This is a genomic window from Clavibacter vidaverae, from assembly GCF_047529985.1.
GTDB lineage: Bacteria > Actinomycetota > Actinomycetes > Actinomycetales > Microbacteriaceae > Clavibacter > Clavibacter nebraskensis_A.
Window position 1 is genome coordinate 817,644 of the sequence record NZ_JBLJAM010000001.1, and the last position, 22,398, is coordinate 840,041.

Consider the following 22,398-nt stretch of genomic DNA (forward strand, 5'->3'; position numbering starts at 1 on the left):
ATGGCCGTGACCACGATGACCCCGCCCGCCACCCGGCCGGCCCGCGCGCGGCGGTCGGCCCGGCCGCCGGGATCGCGCATGACCTCGCCGAGCGCCCGCGTGATGCGGGCGGTCGCGAACGGCGTGCTGGTGCTCGTCGCCCTGTGCTTCGCGGTGCCGCTCGTCTGGCTCGTGCTCGCCTCGTTCGACCGGTCGGCGACGCTGTCGGCCAAGGTGCCGGCCGAGTTCACGCTCGACAACTTCACCGCCGTGCTCACGCCGGAGATCTCCTTCATCCCGCTGATGAACAGCCTCGTGCTCTCGGGCGGCTGCGCGATCGTCACGGTGGTGGTCGCGATCCTCGCGGCGTACCCCCTGTCGCGGTACCGGATGCGGATCACCAAGCCGTTCCTCTACGGGATCCTCTTCGGCACGTGCCTCCCCATCACCGCGATGATGGTGCCCGTCTACAGCCTCTTCGTCACCCTCGACCTCATCGACTCGATCGGCGGCACGGTCTTCTTCCTCGCCGCCACGAGCCTGCCGATGGCGATCTGGATGGCGAAGAACTTCATGGACTCCGTGCCGATCTCCCTCGAGGAGGCGGCGTGGACGGACGGGGCGTCGATGATGCGCACGCTCACCCACATCGTCGTGCCGCTCATGCGGCCGGGGATCGCGGTGGTGTTCATCTTCGTGTTCATCCAGGCGTGGGGGAACTTCTTCGTGCCCTTCATCCTGCTGCTGAGCCCGGACAAGCAGCCCGCCGCGGTCAGCATCTTCGCCTTCTTCGGGCAGTACGGATCCGTGGCGTACGGCCAGCTCGCGGCGTTCTCGCTCGTCTACTCGGTGCCCGTCATCGCGCTGTACGTGCTCGTCTCGCGCACGCTCGGCGGATCCAACGCCCTCGCCGGCGCCGTGAAGGGCTGATCCGCCCGGGTGCCGGTCCGACCGGCGCCCCACCGCACCACCGGCGCGCCCAGCGCGCGCCGTGCACGACCCGACCCACCGATCCACCCGCCCGCGGCCCGCCGCGCCATCGACCGGAGACGACCATGCCCCCCACCACCCCGCTCGCCGAGGCCCGCATCGAGCGGTTCGTCCGCGACCGCCTCGCCCCGAACGTCCACCGCCGCCGCATGCCGCTCGCGATCGAGGCGTGGGACGCGCCCGGCGAGCCGGTGCCGTTCGCCGAGGCGGTCGCGCAGACCTGCCGCCCGTTCGCGGTCGGCACGCCGTGGAGCCGGGCGTGGGGCACCACGTGGTTCCACGTCACGGGCGAGGTGCCCGCCGACGGGGACGCCGACGGCACCGCGCTCGAGGTGCTCGTCGACCTCGGCTTCAGCGACCGCCAGCCGGGGTTCCAGGCCGAGGGCCTCGTCCACCGTCCCGACGGCAGCGTGGTGAAGGCCATCGAGCCGTACAACGGCTACGTGCCGCTCGAGGCCATCGGGGCGGGCACGGCGCCCGGCACGCGCATCGACCTCTGGATCGAGGCGGCGTCGAACCCCGACATCGGCGGCGACTCCTTCCACGGCGAGACCCCGCTCGGCGACCCGGCGACCGCGGGCGACGCGCACATCTACACGCTGCGGACCATGGACCTCGCCTGGCGCGACGTGGCCGTGTACGAGCTCGACCGTGACGTCTGGACGCTCCGCGGCCTCATGGCCGAGCTGGATCCGGCGTCGCCGCGACGCGCGGAGATCCTCGCGGCGCTCGAGCGCATGTGCGACGCGGTGGATCCCGACGACGTCGCCGGCACCGCCGACGCCGGCCGACGCGCGCTCGAGGCCGTGCTCGCCGCGCCCGCCCACGCGAGCGCCCACCGGGTCACGGCCGTCGGCCACGCCCACATCGACTCGGCCTGGCTCTGGCCCGTGCGCGAGACCCGCCGCAAGGTCGCGCGCACCTTCTCCAACGTGCTCGCGCTCATGGACGAGGATCCCGACTTCGTGTTCGCCGCCTCCAGCGCCCAGCAGTACGCGTGGCTGAAGGAGGACCACCCGGGGCTGTTCGAGCGGCTGCGGCAGCGCGTCGCCGAGGGCCGCTTCGTGCCGGTCGGCGGGATGTGGGTCGAGTCGGACACGAACATGCCGGGCGGCGAGGCGCTCGTGCGCCAGCTCGTGCACGGCAAGCGCTTCTTCCTCGAGGAGTTCGGGATCGACAGCCGCGAGGTGTGGCTGCCGGACTCGTTCGGCTACACGGGCGCGCTGCCGCAGATCGTGCGGGGCGCGGGCGCCGAGTACTTCCTCACGCAGAAGCAGTCGTGGAACGAGACGAACACGATGCCGCACCACACCTTCCTCTGGGAGGGCATCGACGGCAGCCGCGTCTTCACCCACTTCCCGCCGGTGGACTCCTACAACTCCGACCTCTCCGGCGAGGACCTCGCGCGCGCCGAGCGGCAGCACGCCGAGAAGGCGGTGAGCAACGCGTCCATCGTGCCGTTCGGCTGGGGCGACGGCGGCGGCGGGCCGACACGCGAGATGGTCGCGGCGGCGCGTCGCACGCGCGACCTGGAGGGGTCGCCGCGCGTGACGCTCGGCACGCCGCTGTCGTTCTTCGACGCGGCGCGGGCCGAGATCCGGGATCCGCACGTGTGGTCGGGCGAGATGTACCTCGAGTTCCACCGCGGCACCTACACGTCCCAGGCGCGCACGAAGCAGGGCAACCGGCGGAGCGAGCACCTGCTGCGCGAGGCGGAGCTGTGGCTCGCGACCGCGGCCGTCCGCGACCTCGCGGAGTACCCGCACGACGAGCTCGACGAGCTGTGGCACACGGTGCTCCTGCTGCAGTTCCACGACATCCTGCCCGGCACCTCGATCGCGTGGGTGCACCAGGAGGCGGAGCGCGAGCACGCCCGGGTGCAGGGCCGGCTGCGCGAGCTCGTCGCCCGGGCGCAGACCGCGCTCGCGGGGGCCGGCGACCGGCGGATCGCGTTCAACGCGGCGCCCGTGGACGCGGACGGGGTCGGCGCGCTGTCCGCCGCGGTCGTGGATCCGGCCGACGGCTCCCCCGCGCCCGTCGCGGACGGCGACGGCTGGGTGATCGACAACGGCCTCGTGCGGGCGCGGTTCGACGCCGACGGCACGGTCTCCTCGCTCGTCGACGCCGGATCCGGCCGCGACCTCGTGGCCCCCGGCCAGCGGCTCGGCCTCCTCCAGCTGTTCCGCGACACCCCGAACCAGTGGGACGCGTGGGACATCGACGACGCGTACCGCCGCAACCGCACCGACCTCTCCGACGTCACCTCCGTGCGGATCGACGGCGCGGCCCTCGTGGTCGAGCGCGCGTTCGGCGCATCCCGGGTCACGCAGACGTGGACGCTGCCGGTCGGCGAGCCCGAGCTGCAGGTCGTCACCGACGTCGACTGGCACGAGCGGCAGAAGCTCCTGAAGCTCGCGTTCCCGCTCGACGTGCACGCCGACCGGGCCGCGTCGGAGGTGCAGTTCGGGCACGTCCAGCGGGTGACCCACGCGAACACGTCGTGGGAGACGGCGCGCTTCGAGACGGTCGCGCACCGCTGGGTGCACGTGGGCGAGCCGGGCTTCGGCGTCGCGGTCGCGAACGACGCGACGTACGGGCACGACGTGACGCGGATCCCCCGCCCCGACGGCGGCAGCGCCACCCTCGTGCGCCAGTCGCTCCTGCGGGCGCCCGTGTTCCCCGACCCGCACGCCGACCAGGGCCGGCACGTGCTGCGCTCCGCGGTGCGCGTCGCGCCCGACGTGCTCGACGCGGCCGACGCGGGCTACCGGTTGAACCTGCCCGTGCGCGAGGTCGCGGGCGACCACGGCGTCGCGCCGCTCGTCACGTCGTCGAACGCGGCCGTCGTCATCGAGGCCGTGAAGCTCGCCGAGGACCGCTCGGGTGACCTCGTCGTGCGGCTCTACGAGGCCCGCGGCGGTCGCGAGCGCGCGGTCGTGCGCGTGGATCCGGAGGCCGGGCTCGGCGCGGCGCTCCGGACCGACCTGCTGGAGCGGCCCCTCGAGGGCCACGACGTGGAGGCGGCCGGGGAGGGCGTGGCGATCACGCTCCGGCCGTTCGAGATCGCGACCCTGCGGTTCGCGCGCCGGTAGCGGTCGCCGTCCGCCCGGCGGGGCGCCCCGGTCAGCCGACCGGCGGCAGCCCCGCCGCCGCGCGGGCGACGCGCGCGGTCTCCGCGTGCTCGACGCGCCAGAACGCGGCGTCGCCGTCGGGCAGGTTGCCGTTGTCGACCCGGAGCCCGGCGGATCCGTCGACGAGCTCCCGCAGGACGTCCGCGTGCCCCGCGTGCCGGTTCAGCTCGGCGATGAGGTGCACCGCGATGCGCTGCAGCGTGACGTTCCCGGATCCGCCCGGCCACCACGGCACGGTGCCCGCCGCGTCGAGCGGGAGCGCCCGGAGCGTCGCCTCGGCGTGCGCGCCGACCCGCTCGGAGAGGCCCACGATGTCGGCGCGCGACTCGTCGGCGGCGGCGCGCATGTCGACGTTCGGCGGCGCGTCCTCCTCCATCCACGCGAGGCGCTCGGGGAACGGCCGGCCGAAGACGAAGCCGAGGTAGCCGGCCTCGACTCCCGCCGCGTGCTTCACGAGCCCGAGCAGGTTGGATCCGGTCGGCACCAGCGGGCGGCGCACGTCGTGCTCGCCGAGTCCCTCGAGCTTCCAGACGAGGGCCTCGCGCGCCAGGCGGAGGTGGCGGACGAGGTCGTCGCGGACGGCGTCGTCGCCGGAGCGGGACGGGCTCGCGGATGAGGGCTGCGCTGCGGTCATGCCGCGAGCATCCCAGGCACCTCCGACAGCCGTCCAGCCCCCGTCCGGACGACGGCGCGGATCCGTCCCGCGCCCCGGACGGGGGACGCCGGATGGCCCGTCCCCGGGGTGCCCGCCCGGGAGGATGGAGGGGGCCGACGACCGGCCCGGACCGGGAGGCCCGCATGAAAGCTGACGACACGACGCCAGCAGCGACAACCGCCGACGCCGCGACCGCCGACCCGGGCCACGGGAAGCGCGCGCTCATCCGCATCGGGGCCCGCGCCATCGCCTCCTGGATCGCCGAGGTCATCACGCCGCGTCGACGCGTCCTGGCTCTCGCCCTCGGACTCCTCGCGGGCGTCGCCATGGGCGTGCTCATCGAGCCGGTGCTCGCCCGCGCGGACGGCCCGGAGACCGCGCTCCCCGGGGCGATCGTGCTCGGCGCGGTGGTGGGCGGCGCGGTGGCCGTGATCCCGCTCTCGATCTGGCTCGCGCGCGCCATCCGCCGCCACCCGTCGGTCGTCGGGACGCACCCGGCCTGGCGGGACGCGGCCCTCCTCGACGCCGGGGTGGACGCGCGCGGCCGCGTCTCCCTCGCCCCGGGGACCGCCGGGCGCGCGGCCACGGAGTCGCGCCGGGCCATCGCGACGGCCGCGGCGCCCGTGCCGGGGGCGCTCACCCTCAGCGTCCTGGCGCTCGTCGGCCTTCCCGCCTACGCCATCGCGGGCGATCCCGGCACTCTGCTGTGGTTCGCGCCCGTCTACCTGCTGATGTCCGTCTCCTCTCTCTGGACCCAGTCCCTCGCCGCCGGGCGCATGGCCCTCCTGCGCGACGCCGCCGACGCCGAGCTCGCGCTCCCCGAGTCCGAGCGGCCGCAGGCCCCGCCCGTCATCCCGCCGCACGGCACTCGGCTGCCGTGAGCCCGCGACAGCCCGCCGCAGACGGAGCGGCATCGCACGACGCCGGCCATGAGCGGCTTGAACTCGTCCGCATCGGCCGCTGTGCCCTGGCCGGGTGGATCGGCGCCGTCATCACCCTCCGTCGGCGACTGGTCGCCGTCGGGCTCGGAGTCGCGGTCGCCGTCGCGAGCGGCCTGCTCCTCGCGCAACTCCTCACCGAGGGCGGTCCGCTGCTCGCGACGGCGTACGGCACCGTCTTCGGGGCCCTCTCCGCAAGCGCGCTGACCAGCTCATGGCTGGCCCGGGCCGCGCGACGGATCGCCATGACCCCACGCGGGCCCCTGACGTGGCGCGACCAGCCCCTCCTCGACCGGTCCGTCGACCGCCTCGGGCGCGTGACCATCGCGCCCGGCACGGCGGAGCGCGTCGCGATCGAGTCCCGGCGCGCACTCGCCGCGCACGCGCTCGGGCTCCCGGCCGTCGCCCTCATGCTCGGCGCGCTGGCGCTCGCCTACCCGTTCCTGCTCGCCAGCGACCCGTCCGTCACCCTCCTCCTGATGCTGCCGTTATGGGCCGTCACCACGGGGCCGACGCTCTGGACGGCGGCGCGCGCCGCCGGCCCCCTGGCCCTGCTCCGCGACGCCGCCGACGCCGAGCTCGCGCTCCCCGAGTCGGAGCGCGCGCAGGCCTCGCCCGCGGATCCCCCGCACGGCAGCCGCCTGCCCTGACCCGCCGCGCGTCCAGCGAGTTCCCCCACACGGGGAATACGGTGGAGGCATGAAGGCGCTCCAGTACACCCGCATCGGATCCCACCCCGAGGTCGTCGAGATCGAGAAGCCGACGCCCGGCCCCGGTCAGGTCCTCCTCCGCGTCACCGCCGCCGGCGTGTGCCACTCGGACGAGTACGTGATGGGCCTCTCGGAGGAGGAGTACGGCGCCGCCGGCTATCCGCTCCCCCTGACGCTCGGCCACGAGGGCGCGGGCGTCGTCGAGGAGCTGGGCGCGGGCGTCGAGCACCTCGCCGTCGGCGACGCGGTCGCCGTCTACGGCCCCTGGGGCTGCGGGCGCTGCCACGCGTGCGCCGAGGGCCGCGAGAACCACTGCGAGAACGCCGCGGCCGAGGGGATCCAGCCTCCCGGGCTGGGCTCGCCCGGCGCCATGGCGGAGTACATGATCGTCGACGACCCGCGCCACCTCGTGCCGCTCGGCGACCTCGACCCGGTCGAGAACGTGTCGCTCACCGACGCCGGCCTCACGCCGTACCACGCGATCAAGACCTCGCTCCCGAAGCTGGGCGCCGGCACCTTCGCGGTCGTCATCGGCACGGGCGGCCTCGGGCACGTCGGGATCCAGATCCTCCGCGCCCTCAGCGGCGCCACCGTCATCGCGCTCGACGTGACCGACGAGAAGCTCGAGCTCGCCCGGCACGTGGGCGCGCACCACACGGTGATCAGCGACGCGGACGCCGCCGACGGCATCCGGGCGATCACCGGCGGCCGCGGCGTCCAGGCCGTCTTCGACTTCGTCGGCGCGACGCCCACCATGGCCACCGCGTTCCAGGTGGTCGAGGCCGGCGGCGACGTGTCGATCGTCGGCATCGGCGGCGGTGCCGCGGAGCTCGGCTTCGGGCGCATCGCGTTCGACGCCGCGGTACGCATCCCCTACTGGGGCAGCCGCTCCGAGCTGATCGAGGTGCTCGAGCTGGCGCGCTCCGGGCAGGTGACCGTCGAGACGCAGCGGTACGCGCTCGACGACGGGCCGGACGCGTACGCGGCCCTCGCGGCGGGCACGGTGCGTGGTCGCGCGGTCATCGTGCCGTAGCTGCCCAGCAGCCCGTAATCCCCGGCAGGACGGGGCGCTATCCCCCAGCGACAGCGACACGCCGTCCGCGCTGTGAGTATCCATGGTGCGGGAGCCGCGTGCCTATGGGAGTGTGAGACCAGGTCGCCCCAGAACACCGGCGCCGCGTCGTGTCCCCACACGGCGACGACAGACAGCGGCTCGCCGAGGCGGTCCGCTCCACCTGGCCGAGAGGCCACGGACGAACGAGCTGACCATGACTGACACCACAGCGGCACCCCGCATCGTGCTCACCCGCCCCAAGCGCGGCGGCGGAGCGAACCCCACCACCGAGTACTCGGGGCTCCTGAACACCGTCCGCGACGCGGGCCTCCTGAACCGCCGCGTGGGCTTCTACGTGCTCATGTTCTCGGCCGTCACCGCCGCCCTCCTCGGCCTCGGCGTCGGCTTCGTGCTCCTCGGCGACAGCTGGTTCCAGCTGCTCATCGCCGCCGGGCTCGGCATCATCTTCACCCAGTTCGCCTTCCTCGCCCACGAGGCCTCGCACCGCCAGGTGTTCGAGTCGGGCAAGGCCAACGACATCGCGGGCCGCACGCTCGCGAACCTGTTCGTCGGCATCAGCTACTCCTGGTGGATGACGAAGCACTCGCGCCACCACGCGAACCCGAACGTCATGGGCAAGGACCCGGACATCGAGCGCGACGTCATCTCCTTCACCCCCGAGGACGCCTCCCGCGCCAAGGGCGTGTACGGCTGGTTCACGCGCCACCAGGGCTACGCGTTCTTCCCGATCCTCATGTTCGAGGGCCTCAACCTCCACGTCCACGGCTTCCGCACGGTCTTCGGCCGCGGCAAGGTCGACAAGCGCTGGCTCGAGATCTCGATGCTCTCCACCCGGATCATCGCCTACCTCGCCGTCGTGTTCTTCTTCCTCCCCCTCGGCATGGCCTTCGCCTTCGTCGGCGTCCAGCTCGCCGTCTTCGGCGTCTACATGGGCGCCTCCTTCGCCCCCAACCACAAGGGCATGCCCGTGCTGCCCAAGGACTCCAAGGTCGACTTCCTCCGCCGCCAGGTCCTCACGTCGCGCAACATCAAGAGCACCTGGCTCACCGACATCTACATGGGCGGCCTCAACTACCAGATCGAGCACCACCTCTTCCCCAACATGCCCCGGCCCGCGCTCAAGAAGGCCCAGGTCATCGCGAAGGAGTACTGCGCGACCCACAACATCCCCTACACGGAGACCACGCTGCTGGCCTCCTACGGCATCGTCGTCGCCTACCTCAACCGCGTCGGCCTCTCCGCCGGCGGCGACCCCTTCGACTGCCCCGCATCCGCCGCCTTCGGACGCTGACACCGAGACACCGCACCACCGCACCACCGCTCCATCCGACGCCTCCCGCTCGCGCCGCCCCTCAGGGCCGCGATCGGGAGGCGTCGTCGTGCGGCCCGCGCTCTAGCGCTTGCCCCAGTCCCACGACGGCGAGCTGAGGAGACCCTGCCCGCGCAGCAGCGTCTCCCCGTACGGCTTCTCCAGCACGAGCTCGCCCGCCTCCGCATGCTCGGACACGGCCGTGGCGAGCCCCGGTGCGTGCGTCACGACCAGGATCTGCACGTTCCGCGACGCCTCCGCGATGAGCGCGCCGAGCGCCGGCAGCAGATCCTGGTGCAGGCTCGTCTCCGGCTCGTTGAGCACCATGAGCTCGGGCGGCTCCGTGGTGAGCAGGGCGGCCGTGAGCATCAGCATGCGCAGCGTGCCGTCCGAGAGCTCGGCCGCGTCGAGGACGCGGAGGATGCCGGGCTGGCGGAGTCCGAGCGACATGACGCCGTCCTGGGAGCGGATCACGATGGTGGACCCCGGGAACGCCCGGTCGACCAGGGCGTCGAGCGCATCGCCGTTCCCCCACTCCCGGACGGTCTGCACGGCCGCGGCGAGGTCGGAGCCGTCGCTCGCCAGGACCGGCGTGCGCGTGCCGACGCGCGGCCGGCGTGCGGGGGCGTCGGCGTCGGTGCGGAGGTGGTCGTAGAAGCGCCAGCCGCTCATGCGCCGCCGGAGGATCATCGCCTCGGGGCTCGTCACCGCGTCGGCCACCTCGCTGAGCACGCTGAGGTGGGGCGGCACCAGGGCGGGCACGTGCGTCCACCCGTCGGCCTCGTCGCGGACGCGCACGTCCTGCCAGCGGCGCTCCAGCACGAGGGAACGGGGACGCGCCACCGGGCCGCTGAACACCAGCTCGCGCTTGATCTCCGGATCCCGCCCGAACAGGGTGGGCGGCCTCGCGGACGGATCGCGCTGCGGGATGCCGAGGTCGACGAGGTAGCCGAGGTCGTCGCCCGCGAACCCGAGCCGGAGGGCGATGGGGCCCTTCCGCATGGTGCCCTGCACCTCCTGCTCGCCGTCGCGCATCGCGCGGCTGAGGCCCTCCGGGCCCGCCCACAGCACGCCCTCGAGGCCGCCCTCCCGGGCGAGCGCTCCCACGGCGCCGCCCTGGGCCATGTCGGCGATGAGGCGGAGCGCGCGGTAGACGTTGGACTTGCCGCTGCCGTTGGCACCCGTGACGACGTCGAGGCCGGTGAGCGGCAGCGCCAGGTCGCGGACGGAGCGGTAGCCGGAGACGGCGAGTGTGCGGATCATGCCCCGACACTCCCACGAGCCGCCGACAGGGGCATGCGCGAGCGGATCAGGAGTCCTGGGGCACCCGCACGGTGAGGCCGCCGGGCAGGACCTGGACGCGGAACCCGATGGCGCGGCCGAAGGGATCGCCGTCGAGCTCGATGTCCTCCTCCTTCTCGAGCCGGACCACGACCTCCTCGGCCGTGCGGTACTCGAGCGCGCGGACCTCCTTCTCGGGGCCCATGAGGCGGCGGCCCGCGGCGGTGCGGCGGACGACGCCGTTCTCCCACGCGACCTTGATCCAGATCTGGATCCAGCCGAACAGCCCCTCGGGGCGCATGAGCACCACGTCGAGGATGCCGTCGTCGACGGCCGCGTCCGGCAGCAGCAGGATGTTGGCGGGCAGCGAGCCGCAGTTGCCCACGATGAGGGTGTGGGCGCGGCGGCGGTGCGTGCTGCGGCCGTCGAGGCGGTAGCGCAGGCGCAGCTGGTCGCGGTCCCGCAGGGCCTTGAAGATCGCGTCGACGTAGGCGAGCCAGCCGACCTTCTTCTTCAGCTCCGAGTCGGTGTTGGCGAGCATCTTCGCGTCGATGCCGACGCCCGCCATCACGACGAACACGTGCTTGTCGCGGGTGTCGTCCCCGCGGAGGATCTCGATGGCCGCCAGGTCGACCTTCCGGTCGTGCCCGGAGAACGCCGCCTCGAGCGAGTGCTCGACGTCGTTGAGCGTCAGCTTGAGGTTGCGGGCCAGCAGGTTGCCCGTGCCCGACGGGAGCAGGCCGAGCGCGACGCCGGATCCGGACATGCCCTCGGCGACCGCGCGGACCGTGCCGTCGCCGCCGGCCGCGATGACCATGTCGACGTCGTGCGACAGGGCCTCCTGGGCGGCGCCCTTGCCCGGGTCGTCCTCGCGGGTCTCGAACCAGAGCGTCTCCTGCCACCCCGCGGCGCCGGCCGCCTGCGCGACCTTCGCCTGGAGGGACTCGAGGTCGACCTTGATCGGGTTGTAGACGACGGCGGCGCGGCGACCCGACCCGTCGGTGGGCGCGGGTGCGGGAGCTGAGGCGGGGGTGGAGGTCGTCATCATGGTCACCCTACCGACGCGCGGGCCCGGCGAGGTGCCCGTGGCCGGCGGGGATCCGCGAGGGGCCGGGGACGACGACGCCGACCCGCGCGCAGGGCGCGGGTCGGCGTGGTCGTCGGGATCGGCGTCAGGAGCGCCGGGCCTCGTCCTCGTCGCCGAGGGGCTCGCGGATCGCCGCCTCCTCCGGGTCGACCGGGTCGACCGAGAGCTGGAAGTGGTCGCCGTGCTGCTCGACGCCGTTGACGACGGCGTCGCGCATCATCTCGACGGCCACCTGGCGGCGCACGATGAGCGGATCCGTGCGGAGCTCGCTCCAGAGCGCATAGCAGGCCACGAGCATCACGAGCACGAACGGCAGCGAGGCCACGACCGTGAGGTTCTGCAGGCCGGTGAGGGCCTCCGTGCCTCCCCCGCCGATGGCGAGCATGATCGCCGCGACCGCGCCCATGACGACGCCCCAGAAGACGACGACCTTGCGGCTCGGGTGCAGCGCGCCGCGCTGCGACAGCGTCCCCATCACGATGGACGCGCTGTCGGCGCCCGAGACGAAGAAGATGCCGACGAGCAGCATGACGAGCACGGTGCTGACGCTGGCCAGCGGGTAGTGGTTGAGCAGCTGGAACAGCGTGTTGTCGCTGACCACGGCGCCGTCGACGGTCATGTCGCCGTCGGTCTGCTGCGCGTGGATCGCGGAGCCGCCGAAGATCGAGAACCAGATGAGGGCCACGATGCTCGGCGCGAGGAGCACGCCGACCACGAACTCGCGGATGGTGCGGCCGCGGCTGATGCGCGCGATGAACATGCCGACGAACGGCGTCCACGAGATCCACCAGGCCCAGTAGAAGACGCTCCAGCTGGCGAGCCAGGAGCTCATCTCGTCGCCGCCGGTCGCCGCGGTGCGCGACGCCATCTCGGTCATGTCGCCGAGGTAGGCGCCGAGCGTGGCGGGGATGAGGTTCAGGATGAGGAGCGTCGGGCCGACCACGAACACGAAGACGGCGAGCACGACGGCCAGCACCATGTTGATGTTCGACAGCCACTGGATGCCGCGGGCGATGCCCGAGACGGCCGAGAAGATGAAGGCGATCGTGAGCACGACGATGATGCCGATGAGCAGCGGGGCCGTGGCCTCCGGCACCCAGCCGTTGAACTCGAGGCCCGCGCCGATCTGCGTCGCGCCGATGCCCAGCGAGGCCGCCGAGCCGAAGAGCGTGGCGAAGATCGCGAGCATGTCGATGACGCGTCCCGCCCAGCCCTCGGTGCGCTTGGTGCCGAGGAGGGGCTGGAAGATGGAGGAGAAGAGCTGCTTGCGGCCCTTGCGGAAGGTGCCGTAGCCGATCGCGATGCCCGCGACCGCGTAGATGGCCCAGGGGTGCAGGCCCCAGTGGAACATCGCGGTGGCCATGGCCGTGCGGATGGCGGCCTCCGACTCCGGCTGCGAGGTGCCGGGCGGCGGGGTGACGAAGTGGCTGAGCGGCTCGGCGGCGCCGAAGAACATCAGGCCGATGCCCATGCCCGCGCTGAACATCATCGCGATCCACGAGACCGTCTTGAACTGCGGCTTCTCGTCGTCGGCGCCCAGCTTGATGCGGCCGTAGCGGCTGGCGGCGAGCCAGAGCACGAAGATCACGAAGAAGCTCGCGGCGAGCACGAACAGCCAGCCGGTCTTCTCGATGACCCAGCTCTGCGCCGCGCCCGAGATGGAGGCGAGGCCGTCGGTGCTGACGATGCCCCAGACGACGAAGCCGACCGCGAGGACGGCGGTGACGCCGAAGACGAGGCGGTCGATCTTCGGGTGCTCGGGCTCGTAGAGGTCGACGGATCCGGTGAACCTGGCCTCGAGGAGGCGGTGGTCGGAGTGGTCGCGACGAGGTGGCCGGGTGCCGTCGGGGTTGGCGCGCCTCTTCGGGATGAGGCGGTCGAGGAGGCGTTCTGCGGACGTGCGCGTGGAGGTCATGGAGGGGATGGGCTCCTGTGGGCTCGATGACATGGTGCCGCGCCCGCAGGGGTCCCGCGAGCGACCGGCTGAGTCTAGGCGGAGGGCCTGCGATGCATCGATTCGCGATCGGGTCTTGTCATCCGCTATGGGGAGGGGTAGGAGCGCCGTCGCGCGGGATCGCGGGGACGGAGGCGACGACCCGGGTCCCGTGGCCGAGGCGGCTCGCGATGCGGAGGCGGCCGCCGTGCGCGGCGACGGTGCGGTCGGCGATGGAGAGGCCGAGGCCCAGCCCGGGCACGGCGCCGTCCCGGGCGGACTGGGCGCGGAAGAAGCGGTCGAACGCGTGGCGCTGGTCCTCCTCGCTGAGGCCCACGCCGGTGTCGACGACCGAGACCACGGCGTCCTCCCCCTCGCGCGCCAGGACGACGTCGATCCGGCCGGACGGGGTGAACGCGAGCGCGTTGGAGAGGAGGGCGTCGACGACCTGCGTGAGCCGTCCCGCGTCGCCGTCCACCAGCACGGCCGGCTCGACGCGCGCGTGCAGCGCCAGCCCGCGCTCCTCCGCGCGGGCGGCGGCCGCGCGGACCGCGCCGTCCACCATCGCGGTCATGTCGACGCGCCCGCGGACCAAGGCGGGCGCGTGGTCGGCGCCCGCGAGCAGCGAGCCGATGATGGTGGAGAGCTGGTCGACGTTCCGCTGGATGACCGCGAGCTCCGTCGCGATGCCCATGTGGACCGGGTCGTGCAGCTCGTCGAGCAGGTCGAGGTAGCCGACGATGCTCGTGAGCGGCGTCCGCAGCTCGTGCGACACCGTGGCCAGGAACTCGTCTCTCACCTGCACCGCCTGCGCGAGGTCGGTCACGTCGTAGGCGGCGAGGACCGTGCCCGTCCGCCGTCCCGGGCGGCGGCCGATGCCGCTCACCGAGAGCACGAGCGCGCGCTGGTTGCCGGGCTCCCCCACCCAGTACACCGGGCCGTGCACCTTGTCCGCGTACAGCGCCTCGAGCAGCACCTTGCCGTCGCGCGCCACGGGCGTCACGCGGTCGGATCCGTACACCGCGGTCGCGCGCCCCGTGACGGGGTCGTAGCCCGCGATCTCGAGGAGCGTCCGGACCGCCGCGTTGCGGATCACGGGCCGGTCGTCGGCGTCGAAGTAGACGATGCCGACGTCGACCGCGTCGGCGACGTCGCGGATGGTCTCGGTCTGCTCCCGGGACTCCGCGAGGAGCCGCGCCTGCGCGTCGGTGGCCTCGGCGAGCTCGCGCCGGTCGCGACGCTGCGACGCGGCGGCCTGCGCGGCCGCGCCCACCAGCAGGGCCATGAGGAGGAGGCCGCCGACGAGGTCGGCCCACTCCCGGCCCGTGTCCGGCAGGCCGCCGTGGCGGAGCAGGGGGACGACGGAGACGGCCACGGCGCCTCCGACGGCGACGACGACGCCCGCGGTCGGGAACGCGAAGACGAGCCAGAGGAGCGGGAAGATCACGAGCAGGGCGGCGGCGGGCAGGTCGACGGCGGTCGCGTCGCGGATCACGGCGACCGCGAGGAGGTCCACCGCCGGCACGACGATGAGGAGGGACGACGGCGCCTTCGTGACCGCGAGGATGGCGCCGAGGACGGAGACGACCGCGACCACCGTGATGGCCGCCGCGTACCAGGGGTCGCGCTCGGCGCCCGGCTCGACGAGCCCGACGAGGACGGCGACGACCGCGCAGCTGAGGAGGAAGGGGGCCTGCGTGCGGGTGGATCCCCGTCGCCGCCGCTCGTCCTCCGACGCCGCGCGGGAGGGGACGGCAGAGGCCATGCGCTGCCCCTCCTCTGTCCCTGCGGCCCTGGATGCCGTGGCCTGAGCCTAGACCGGACGGGACGGCGGACCGCCGTGCGCCACGACGCGAGGGGTCCCGCACGTCCTTGAGCGGATCCCGGGACGGGCTTGCGGCAAAGCTCGGAGGGACTTGCGGAATGCCAGCGGGTGGCTTGAGACCGCTCCAGCAGAGTGGACATCGTCGAAGGAACACCGGACCGACACCGTGGGAGCGCCGCACAGGCGCCGACCGAGGACCGGAGACGACCGGCGGGAGACCCACCCGCCGCCTCCCCAAGAACGTGCGCGGCACACCGCGCCAGGACAGGAATCCCCCATGAACAAGATCGTCTCCGGTGCCGTCGCAGGTGCCGCCGGCATCGTCCTCCTCCTCGGCGGCGCGGGCAGCTTCGCCCTCTGGAACGCCAACGCCACGGCCGCCGCGACCAGCGTCTCCTCCGGCAACCTGGCCCTCTCGGCCGACACCGCCGGCGTCTGGACCGACATCACCAACGGCGGCAGCAAGGTCATCGACCCCGCGACCTACCGCATCGTCCCGGGCAACGTCCTCCAGTACACGACCGCCCTCACCGTCACGGCCACGGGCGACTCGCTCTCCGCGGACCTCACCTACAACCCCCTCTCCATCACCGGCGACCAGGCGCTCAAGTCCGCCGTCACCACGAAGCTCGACGTGACCTCGTCCGACGCCTCCATCACGGCCGCCAGCGCCGCGAACACCTTCACGGTCAAGCCCTCGACGAACGCCTCCAAGGTGAACGTCGTCCTCACGGTGACCTTCCCCTCCGCCGCGACCACCGGCCAGAACGGGACGCTCTCCTTCGACAAGCTCGCGTTCACGCTCACGCAGCGCACGATCTAGTCCCCGCTCTCCCCTCCTCGCGGTGACGTCGCCCGCGGGGAGGGGGCTCCACCTCCCCCACGCACCACCCAGCACCCCACGAACCGGAGCGAGACGACATGAGCACGAGGCAGGCACCCGCCGCGCGTCCCGCTCATGGCCGCCGCTCCGCCCGTCCCGCCCGCCGCAGCCCGCTGCGCGCCGCGTGGCTCACCACCGGCCTCCTCACCGCGGTCGTCGTCGCCTCCCTCGCCGCCACCGGCGGCAGCTACGCCCTCTGGAACGGCACCGCGAGCGCCCAGCCCGCGAGCGTCACGAGCGGATCGAGCGGCCTCGTCATCACGCAGCAGGTCGCCCTCGACGCCGCGTCGCTCCTCCCCGGCCAGGGCACCGTCGGCGCCTTCACCGCGAAGAACACCGGCACGGTAGCCTTGGACGTGGCCATCTCCACGCGAGGCACCTCCTCGAACAGCGCCTTCCCCGGCGAGCTCTCGCTGCGCCTCGGCCCCGTCGCGACGGCGGCCGACTGCGTGCACGGCGCGACGACCTTCTCCGGCCGTCCCGGCGCGCTGCACACGCCCAGCGGCTTCGTCCGCATCCAGCCCGGCGCCTCGTCGGTCGTCTGCACCGAGGTCGTCCTCGACAAGGACGCGCCGCAGTCCGTGCAGGGGTCCACCGCGCAGCTCGCCTTCGACGTCGTCGGCACGCAGGTCGCGTCGTGAGCCGCCCCCGCCGCACCCGCCGCCCCGTCGGCCGCCTGCACGCCGCGCTCCTGGTGGGCGTCACGGTGATCCTCCTCGGCACCGGCGGCACCGCCGTCCACGCGCTCTGGACCTCGACCGTCACGACCGGATCGACCGTCCGCGCCGCGACCGTGTCCGTCACGAGCACGGGCTTCGACCAGCTCTCCGGGGCCGTCACCTCGAGCAGCCCCAGCCGCACCGCCACGGTCGTCGTGAAGAACACCGGCACCGTGCAGAGCCCCTGGACCGGCACGATCTCCTCCACCGCCTCCGCGACGGCGGACCGCACGCTGGCCGGCGGCACCAAGGTCGTCGCGTGGAGCACGACCGCGTCGAGCTGCTCGGCCACGTCGGCCGTCGGCTCCGGATCCGTGTCCGGCACGTGGGCCTCGCCGCCCACGGTCTCCGGCACGCTCGCCGGCGGCGCCCACGCGACCTGGTGCGTCCGCACCACCGCCTCGGGCTTCCCCACGAGCGGATCCGCGTCCGTCACGGGCACGCTCGGCGTGGTGCTGGGATCCGGCACCTGGACCGGCCGCGCGTCCACCTCCGCGACGCAGACCGCGGCCGGCCCCACCGTCACGGGCGGCTTCCGCTGCGAGCCCACCGACGGCAACTGGTACGTCTTCGTCTCCTGGGACACGTCGGTCGCGTCGTCCGACTCGAACTACGGCGTGATGGTCAACGGCACGCGCATCGCCACGTCGCAGGGCTCGTACGGCAAGGCCGCCATCACCCGCGACCAGGTCCCGTCCACGCTCGCGGCCGACGGCACGGTGCCCGTCTCCGTCGACCTCCTCGACGGCAACGGGACCAAGGTCCGCCAGGTCGCCAACGGCACGGTCGTGGCCTTCACCCAGAGCGGCGCGCGCGGCTTCCGCTGCTCCTGATCCCCGACCGCCCCGACCCGGACCCGACCATGCCCCGCCTCCTCCCCCGCCTCCCCCGCGCCCGGCACGCCGACGCCCAGACGCAGCACGCCGACGACCTCGCGCCCGTCGAGCTCGAGGAGGGCACGACCCCCGCACGCGCGCTGTCGCAGCTCCTGCGCTCCGCGGCGGTCGGCCTCAGCGTCGGGATCCTGCTGCTCGTCATCGCGCTCGCGGGCGTGCTGCTCGTGGTGCCGAAGGTCTCCGGGTCGGTGCCGCTCACGATCCTCACGCAGTCGATGGAGCCGACGCTGCCGCCCGGGACGCTCATCGTCGTGCGGCCCGTCGACACCGCGACGCTGGAGGTGGGCGACGTCGCCACGTACCAGATCCGCTCGGGCGACCCGGCCGTCATCACGCACCGCATCACCGCCATCGCGTCCGAGTCCGACGGCACGCGGACCTTCACCTTCAAGGGCGACAACAACGCGTCCCCCGACTCGCTGCCGGTGACCCAGGCGCAGATCCAGGGCCAGGTCTGGTACTCGGTGCCGCTCGTCGGCTGGGCGAACCAGGCCGTCAACGGCGAGGCGCGCAGCTGGATCATCCCCGCCGCCGCGGTCGCGCTGCTCTGCTACGCGGCGGTCACGATCATCACGGGCGCCGTGCAGACGCGTCGGAAGCGCGCCGCGTCGGCCGCGGACGACGTGCAGGCGGAGGGTGACCACGTGCACTCCGACGCGATGTCGGCGGGCGTCGCCGCGGCCGCGCTCGCGGATCCCTCGCACCCGGGCGTCGACGCGCCCGCCCCGGCCGCCGCCGCCCTCCGCCCGCGGGGACGCCACCGCGGCTGATCCCCCGCACGACGACGGCCCGGCCGCTCCCCGTCGAGGGAGCGGCCGGGCCGTCGTCGTCGTGCGCCGGGTCAGCGCCCGGAGCGCCGCTTGCTGTAGACGTCGAAGGCGACCGCGAGGAGCAGCACCAGGCCCTTGATGACCTGCTGCCACGCCGCGTCCACCGACAGGATCGACAGGCCCTGGTTGAGCACGCCCATCACGAGGCCGCCGATGACCGCGCCGACCACCGTGCCGACGCCGCCCTGCACCGCCGCGCCGCCGATGAACACCGCGGCGATGGCGTCGAGCTCGAAGCTCTGGCCGGCCGAGGCCACCGCGGATCCGGCGCGCGCCGTGCTCACGACGCCCGCGAGCCCGGCGAGCAGGCCCATGTTGACGAAGATGAAGAAGTTGACCCAGCGGGTCTTGACGCCCGACATCATCGCGGCGAACAGGTTGCCGCCCATCGCGTACACGTGCCGGCCGAACACCGTGCGGGTCAGGAGGAACGAGTAGAGCAGCACGAGGGTCGCCAGGATGATCAGGATGATCGGCGTCCCGCGGTTGTACGCCAGCAGGTAGCAGAGGTACATGATCGCGAAGACGGCGATGGCGGTGCGGATCCAGAAGGAGATCGCCCGCTCGCGCGGCAGCTCGAGCTTGCGGAGCGTCGCGCGGGTGCGCAGCTGCTGCACCACGAGCGCCACCGACACGAGCGCGCCGATGCCGAGCGTGAGGAGGTCGGGCGTGCCCGTGGTGGGCAGGTTGCCGGATCCGATGGAGTTGAACTCCGCGGGGAGGCCCGAGATCGTGCCGCCCGTGAGGAGCACGAGCGCGACGCCGCGGAACACGAGCATGCCCGCGAGCGTGACGATGAACGCCGGGATCCCGACGAACGCGACCCAGAAGCCCTGCCACGCGCCGATGAGCGCGCCGACCACGAGCGACAGGACGACCGCGGTCCCCCACGGCAGCCCCCACTCGTTCATGCTGAGCGCGGCCACGGCGCCGACGGTCGCGACGACCGAGCCCACCGACAGGTCGATGTGGCCCGCGATGATCACGATGACCATGCCCATCGCGAGGATCAGCACGTACGCGTTCTGCTGGATGAGGTTCGCGACGTTGCCCGGGTAGAGCAGCCGCCCCTCGGTGAGGACCTGGAACAGCAGGATGATGACGGCCAGGGCCGCCAGGATCCCGTACTGCCGGAGGTCGATGCGCCGGCGCGGGCGCTTCTTGACGCCGTCCGGCGTGGGCACGTTCGGCGCGGTGGCCTGCTCGGGTACGACGGTCACTTCTGCGCTCCTGACTTCCGGCTGGCGGTCATGTGCCGCATCAGCTCCTCCTGTGTCGCGTCGGCCCGGGCGACCTCCGCGGTGAGCCGGCCCTCGGCGATCGTGTAGATCCGGTCCGAGAGGCCGATCAGCTCCGGCAGCTCGGAGGAGATGACGATGACCGCCTTCCCCTCGGCCGCGAGCTGGTTGATGATGCTGTAGATCTCGTACTTCGCCCCCACGTCGATGCCGCGCGTGGGCTCGTCGAGGATGAGGACGTCGGGACCCGAGTAGATCCACTTGCTGAGGACGACCTTCTGCTGGTTGCCGCCGGACAGCTTGCCGACGACCCCCGAGACGTCGGGCGTCTTGATGTTCATCTTCTTGCGGTAGTCGTCGGCGACCGCGTACTCGCGGTGCCGGTCGATCACGCCGAGCTTCACGAGCTTCGACAGCGCAGCGGCCGAGACGTTCACCGTGATGCTGCCGATGAGGTTCAGCCCGTAGCGCTTGCGGTCCTCGGTCGCGTAGGCGATGCCGTTCTTGATGGCCTCGCTCACGGTGCGGGTGCGGATCTCCTTTCCGTCCTTGAAGATCCGGCCGGTGATGCCCGTGCCGTAGGAGCGGCCGAAGATGCTCATGGCGAGCTCGGTGCGGCCGGCGCCCATGAGCCCGGCGAACCCGACGACCTCGCCCGCGCGGACGGTGAAGGACGCGTCGTCGACGACGACCCGGTCCACGTCCACGGGGTGGTGCACGGTCCAGCCCTCGACGCGGAGCTTCTCCGCGCCGATGTGCGGGTCGCGCGGCGGGAACTGCGCGTCGAGCGGCCGGCCGACCATCGCGCGGATGATGCGCGTCTCGATCTCGTCGGAGTCGGTGACCGGGAACGTCTCGATGGTCTTCCCGTCGCGGATGACGGTGACGTCGTCCGCGATGGCCCGGATCTCGTTGAGCTTGTGGCTGATGATGATGCTCGTGATGCCCTCGTCGCGCAGCAGGCGGATGAGGCTGAGCAGGTGGGCCGAGTCGTCGTCGTTGAGCGCGGCGGTCGGCTCGTCGAGGATCAGCAGCTTCACCTCCTTGGAGAGCGCCTTCGCGATCTCCACGAGCTGCTGCTTGCCGACGCCCAGCTCGAGCACGCGCGTCGCCGGGTTCTCGTCGAGGCCCACGCGCTTGAGGAGCTTGACCGCCTCGAGGTTGGTCCTGTTCCAGTCGATGACGCCGCCGCGCGACATCTCGTTGCCGAGGAAGATGTTCTCCGCGATGGAGAGGTAGGGGCTGAGCGCGAGCTCCTGGTGGATGATGACCACCCCGTCGCGCTCGCTGTCGTTGATGGATCCGTACCGGACCTCGCGGCCGTCGATCGTGATCGAGCCCTCGTAGGTGCCGTGCGGGTAGACGCCGCTGAGCACCTTCATCAGCGTCGACTTGCCCGCGCCGTTCTCACCGCAGATGGCGTGCACCTCGCCGCGGCGGACGGTGACGTCCACGCCGTCGAGGGCGCGCACGCCCGTGAACTCCTTGACGATGCCGGTCATCTGGAGGATGACGTCGTCCATTGCTTCTCCTGGTTCCCGTTCGGGTCGGTGGCGCGCGTCGGGTCGACGCGCGCCGGGTGGAGACGGATGCGCGGCCGACGGGCGCCCGGCGTGATGCCGGGCGCCCGTCGGCCGCGGGTGGGGCTACAGGCCGACGTCGGAGGCCTTGAGGAAGCCGGAGTCGATGAGCGTCGTCTGCACGTCGTCCTTCACGACCACCTGCGGGTCGAGGAGGAAGGAGGGGACGACCTTCTTGCCGTTGTCGTACGACTTGGTGTCGTTGACGGTGACGTCGCCGCCGGCCACGATCTCGCCGATCATCTTCTGGACCTGGTCGCCGAGCGCCCGGGTGTCCTTCCAGACGGTCATGGACTGCTTGTCCGCGAGGATCGCCTGGACGTTCGCCTTGTCGGCGTCCTGGCCGGTGATGACGGGCCAGTCGGCGCCGGGCGCGTAGCCGGCGCTCGAGAGCGACGCCTCAATGCCGAGCGCGAGGCTGTCGTTGGGCGAGAGCACGACCTGGACCTTCTGGCCGCCCGTGTAGAACGACTGCAGGCGGTTGTCCATCTCGGCCTGCGCGTCGTCGGATCCCCAGCCGAGGATGCCGATGGACTGCCAGTCGGCGCTCGTGGCGGGCGACTTGCCCGAGGGCACCGTCAGCTTGCCGCTCGCGACGTAGGGCTGGAGGACGTCCCACGCGCCGCCGAAGAAGAAGCCGGCGTTGTTGTCGTCGGGGCTGCCGGCGAAGGGCTCCATCGTGAACGGGCCCGCCGCCTCGTCGAGCTTCAGCTGGTCCTTGATGAACTCGCCCTGGAGCTGGCCGACCTTGTAGTTGTCGAAGGTGGCGTAGTAGTCGACGGCGTCGGTGCCGTTGATGAGGCGGTCGTAGGCGATGATCGTGACGCCCTGGCTCTTCGCGTCCTCGAGGGCCGGGCCGAGCGTCTTGCCGTCGACGGCCGCGACCACGAGGATCTTGGCGCCGCCCGCGACCTGGTTCTGGATCTGGCTGATCTGCGCGTCGGTCTTGTTGTCGGCGTACTGGAGGTCGACCGTGCAGTCGTCGCCCTCGAGCTTCGACTTGAGGCCCTCGCCGTCGTTGATCCAGCGCTCGAGGCTGCGGGTCGGCATCGAGATGCCGACGTTGCACTCGGTGCCGCCGGCGGCGTCGCCGCCTCCGGAGCCGGTGTTCGTCGCGCCCTGCGGCGCGCAGGCGGTCATGCCGACGGCGACGCCGGCGAGGAGGAGGAGGGAGCTGATCTTTCGTGCGTTGTGTCCGGATGCCATGACGGCGGGTCCTCTCGGGTGGCCCGTCCGGGGGCGAGGTGCACCGGGCCGTCGCGTCGTCGCGAGGGGCCGTGGTGGTGCGCCGACGCGTCCTCGGGTCGGGTGCTGCTGCGGTGATGTGCGGGATGTGGTG

General features: G+C 72.7%; 18 protein-coding genes. 10 read left to right on the forward strand and 8 right to left on the reverse strand.

Going from position 1 to position 22,398, the window contains the following annotated elements:
- Together ACMT9T_RS03825 and ACMT9T_RS03830 are read left to right on the forward strand one after the other, a co-directional pair.
- Positions 1-909, forward strand: coding sequence for a carbohydrate ABC transporter permease (locus tag ACMT9T_RS03825; protein ID WP_414744309.1), 909 nt, complete (start codon positions 1-3; stop codon positions 907-909).
- Positions 910-1,034: 125 nt separating this feature from the next.
- On the forward strand, positions 1,035-4,061 hold the full coding sequence (locus tag ACMT9T_RS03830) for an alpha-mannosidase (protein ID WP_414744310.1): 3,027 nt from the start codon (positions 1,035-1,037) through the stop codon (positions 4,059-4,061).
- Positions 4,062-4,092: 31 nt separating this feature from the next.
- On the opposite strand, the gene ACMT9T_RS03835 is transcribed toward ACMT9T_RS03830, so the two are convergent.
- Entirely contained in the window at positions 4,093-4,734 is a 642-nt protein-coding gene (locus ACMT9T_RS03835) for a DinB family protein (protein ID WP_414744311.1), read from the reverse strand.
- Positions 4,735-4,898: 164 nt separating this feature from the next.
- Here ACMT9T_RS03835 and ACMT9T_RS03840 point away from each other — a divergent pair, with 164 nt between their 5' ends.
- The 4 genes from ACMT9T_RS03840 (at position 4,899) to ACMT9T_RS03855 (ending at position 8,769) form a co-directional block, all read left to right on the forward strand.
- Positions 4,899-5,636 (forward strand): hypothetical protein, encoded by a 738-nt coding sequence (locus tag ACMT9T_RS03840; RefSeq protein WP_414744312.1) that lies wholly within the window; start codon positions 4,899-4,901, stop codon positions 5,634-5,636.
- The gene (locus ACMT9T_RS03845; protein ID WP_414744313.1) at positions 5,633-6,343 is read left to right on the forward strand and encodes a hypothetical protein; all 711 of its coding nucleotides are present in this window, start codon (positions 5,633-5,635) and stop codon (positions 6,341-6,343) included. Before ACMT9T_RS03840 ends, ACMT9T_RS03845 begins: the two co-directional genes overlap by 4 nt.
- Positions 6,344-6,392: 49 nt before the next feature.
- Positions 6,393-7,436 (forward strand): NAD(P)-dependent alcohol dehydrogenase, encoded by a 1,044-nt coding sequence (locus tag ACMT9T_RS03850; protein WP_414744314.1) that lies wholly within the window; start codon positions 6,393-6,395, stop codon positions 7,434-7,436.
- Between the two features lie 235 nt (positions 7,437-7,671).
- On the forward strand, positions 7,672-8,769 hold the full coding sequence (locus ACMT9T_RS03855; protein WP_414744315.1) for a fatty acid desaturase family protein: 1,098 nt from the start codon (positions 7,672-7,674) through the stop codon (positions 8,767-8,769).
- Positions 8,770-8,871: 102 nt separating this feature from the next.
- Here ACMT9T_RS03855 and ACMT9T_RS03860 read toward each other — a convergent pair whose 3' ends face one another.
- The 4 genes from ACMT9T_RS03860 to ACMT9T_RS03875 form a co-directional block, all read right to left on the reverse strand.
- On the reverse strand, positions 8,872-10,050 hold the full coding sequence (locus ACMT9T_RS03860) for an AAA family ATPase (RefSeq protein ID WP_414744316.1): 1,179 nt from the start codon (positions 10,048-10,050) through the stop codon (positions 8,872-8,874).
- 46 nt (positions 10,051-10,096) lie between these two features.
- Entirely contained in the window at positions 10,097-11,113 is a 1,017-nt protein-coding gene (locus tag ACMT9T_RS03865) for a diacylglycerol/lipid kinase family protein (RefSeq protein ID WP_414744317.1), read from the reverse strand.
- Positions 11,114-11,240: 127 nt separating this feature from the next.
- Positions 11,241-13,070 carry a BCCT family transporter gene (locus ACMT9T_RS03870; protein ID WP_414744318.1) on the reverse strand — a complete coding sequence of 610 codons (1,830 nt, stop codon included), beginning with the start codon at positions 13,068-13,070 and terminating at the stop codon, positions 11,241-11,243.
- Positions 13,071-13,188: 118 nt separating this feature from the next.
- Positions 13,189-14,853 (reverse strand): sensor histidine kinase, encoded by a 1,665-nt coding sequence (locus tag ACMT9T_RS03875; protein ID WP_414744319.1) that lies wholly within the window; start codon positions 14,851-14,853, stop codon positions 13,189-13,191.
- A 337-nt stretch (positions 14,854-15,190) separates the two neighbouring features.
- Between ACMT9T_RS03875 and ACMT9T_RS03880 the strand changes: the two genes are divergently transcribed.
- The 4 genes from ACMT9T_RS03880 (at position 15,191) to ACMT9T_RS03895 (ending at position 18,181) form a co-directional block, all read left to right on the forward strand.
- Positions 15,191-15,736: an alternate-type signal peptide domain-containing protein gene (locus tag ACMT9T_RS03880; protein WP_414744320.1), complete on the forward strand. Its 546-nt coding sequence runs from the start codon at positions 15,191-15,193 to the stop codon at positions 15,734-15,736.
- 98 nt (positions 15,737-15,834) lie between these two features.
- Complete coding sequence (locus ACMT9T_RS03885; protein WP_414744321.1) at positions 15,835-16,437, forward strand: TasA family protein; 603 nt, start codon at positions 15,835-15,837, stop codon at positions 16,435-16,437.
- Positions 16,434-17,348: a hypothetical protein gene (locus ACMT9T_RS03890; RefSeq protein ID WP_414744322.1), complete on the forward strand. Its 915-nt coding sequence runs from the start codon at positions 16,434-16,436 to the stop codon at positions 17,346-17,348. Before ACMT9T_RS03885 ends, ACMT9T_RS03890 begins: the two co-directional genes overlap by 4 nt.
- Positions 17,349-17,377: 29 nt before the next feature.
- Positions 17,378-18,181 carry a signal peptidase I gene (locus ACMT9T_RS03895; RefSeq protein WP_414744323.1) on the forward strand — a complete coding sequence of 268 codons (804 nt, stop codon included), beginning with the start codon at positions 17,378-17,380 and terminating at the stop codon, positions 18,179-18,181.
- A gap of 71 nt (positions 18,182-18,252) precedes the next feature.
- On the opposite strand, the gene mmsB is transcribed toward ACMT9T_RS03895, so the two are convergent.
- The 3 genes from mmsB to ACMT9T_RS03910 form a co-directional block, all read right to left on the reverse strand.
- Positions 18,253-19,461, reverse strand: coding sequence for a multiple monosaccharide ABC transporter permease (gene mmsB, locus ACMT9T_RS03900; RefSeq protein WP_414744324.1), 1,209 nt, complete (start codon positions 19,459-19,461; stop codon positions 18,253-18,255).
- Entirely contained in the window at positions 19,458-21,002 is a 1,545-nt protein-coding gene (mmsA, locus tag ACMT9T_RS03905; protein ID WP_414744325.1) for a multiple monosaccharide ABC transporter ATP-binding protein, read from the reverse strand. The genes mmsB and mmsA overlap by 4 nt, the downstream gene beginning before the upstream one ends.
- A 123-nt stretch (positions 21,003-21,125) precedes the next feature.
- Complete coding sequence (locus ACMT9T_RS03910) at positions 21,126-22,265, reverse strand: substrate-binding domain-containing protein (RefSeq protein WP_414744326.1); 1,140 nt, start codon at positions 22,263-22,265, stop codon at positions 21,126-21,128.
- Between the last annotated feature and the right edge of the window lie 133 nt (positions 22,266-22,398).